At 62.0% G+C, this 2,164-nt stretch carries 1 protein-coding gene; it reads left to right on the top strand.

Annotated features, from left to right (window positions below; all coding sequences use genetic code 11):
- Positions 1-2,164, top strand: a 2,164-nt coding sequence (locus ABAC402_RS38870) for a cadherin-like domain-containing protein (protein ID WP_023451363.1), incomplete at both ends; no start/stop codon positions are given.

Genomic DNA, 2,164 nt, shown 5'->3' with positions numbered 1-2,164 from the left:
ACCGACCAGCCCCGGTTCGCTGGGTTCGGTGGACGAGGACGTTGATTTTGTCGGCTCGGATGAAGACCTGCTCGCCGGCTGGACGGATATCGACTTCGAACGCGACGAAGACGATGTCCTGCCGGCCCTGGTCGTGTCGGATATCTCGGTCGACAATGGCACCGTCACCCGCGACGATGTGGGCGGCTTCACCATCACCCCGGCGGCCAACTACAACGGCACCATCACCGTCACCTACAAGGTGTCGGACGGCACGACCGAAGTCACCGCCACCCGCAGCCTGACCGTCACCCCGGTGGCCGATGCACCTGTACGCGACGAACTGCCGAGCCTGCCCGACGCAACGGAAGACACCGACTATGCGATCCTTTCCAGCGCCCTGCTGGCCGGGATCACCGATCCCGATGGTGAGGCTGACTTCACCATCACGGAGATCCTGGGCGTTTCCTCCGGTGCGGTCGTCGCGGATGGCAGCAACTACATCTACACGCCAGATGCAGAGTACTCGGGCATTGTCACCATCAACTATCGCGTTTCCGACGGCGAAAGCACAACAGACTTCGCGGCTAACTTTGTGGTGAATGCCGTCAACGACGCGCCGCGCGGAGACGCCGCCACCATCACCGGTGTGACCGAAGACACCACGTCGGCCTTCACCAAGGCGCAACTGCTGGCCGATATCTCCGACATCGACGGCGGCGCCGTGAACAACTCGATCATGGGGGTACAGCCCAACAACGCCCTTACCGTCACCGCGATCAGTGCCACCCACGGCACCTTCGTCTACAACGCCGATGACGATACCTACGACTTTACGCCGGACGAAAACTACAATGGCGAAGCCTCAATCACCTACTCGGTGTCCGACGGTATCGACAGCGCAGAGTTCACCAGCACCTTTACCATTGCGGCCGTCAATGACGCCCCCGAAGGCGAAGGCGCCACCATCACCGGCGCCACCGAAGATGAAGACCTGGTCCTGACGACGGCGCAGCTTCTGGCCGATATCTCCGATGTCGAAGACGACGACCTGACCATCACCGACATCGAGGCAACCCACGGCACGATCACCTACGATGATGACACCGACAGCTACACCTTCACGCCTGACGAAAACTACAGCGGCGAAGCCACCATCACCTACTCGGTGAGCGACGGCGAAGACACGACTGAGTTCACCAGCACCTTCACCATCGCCGGCGCCAATGACGACCCGACCGCCCCGGCGGCGATCGACCTGGGCAGCGTTGAGGAAGACACCGAAATCGAGGTTTCGGTCGAAGACCTGCTGGCCGGCTGGACCGACATCGACGGCGATACCGAGTTTACCGTCAGCAACCTGTCGGCGGGTGATGGCTTTACGATTACCCTGAGTGACGACGAAACCTACTACACGGTGACGGCGCCGGACGACTATGTTGGCGAGATCGCCTTCGAGTATGAAGTCAGCGATGGCAATGGCGGGACCGGCTTCGGTTCGGCCACCCTGGACGTCACCAATGTCTATGACGCCCCGGAACTGGACGCCCCCGTCGAACTGGAGGCCATCGACGAAGACACCACCGCGACGGTGTCGACCGAGGACCTGCTGCAGGGCTGGAGCAGCGCTGACGGCCTGACCCTCACCCTGGGTGAGGTCACCGCCACCAACGCCGGGGTCACCGAGGAAGATGGTGTCTACACCATCACCCCCGATGCCAACTTCCATGGCACGGTCGTCATCAGCTACACCATCCTCGACGGTGAAGGCGATCCGGTTGAGGCCACCCTGGACCTGACCGTCAACTCGGTCATCGACCTCGTCGAGTCCGACGAAACCACCACGCTTGGGGCAACGGATGAAGACCTGATCCTGACCGGCGAAGACGACATCGACGGCACCGGCAACAGCCTCAACAACGTCCTCACTGGCAATGACGGCGCCAACAAGCTGGACGGCAAGACCGGCAACGACACCATGTACGGCGGTGACGGCGACGACATCTACGTCGTCGACAGCACCAGCGACGTGGCGTCCGAGCAAATCGTGGATGGCGTCGATGACGGCGGCTTCGACATGGTCCGCTCGTCGGCCACCTTCACCCTGGGCGCCTATATCGAGGTCCTGCGCCTGAACGGTTCCGCCAACATCAACGGCACCGGCAACTCCATGTCCAACTACCTC

The organism is Asticcacaulis sp. AC402 (genome assembly GCF_000495835.1).
Classification (GTDB): domain Bacteria; phylum Pseudomonadota; class Alphaproteobacteria; order Caulobacterales; family Caulobacteraceae; genus Asticcacaulis.
This window is presented reverse-complemented; position numbering and strand designations above follow the sequence as displayed.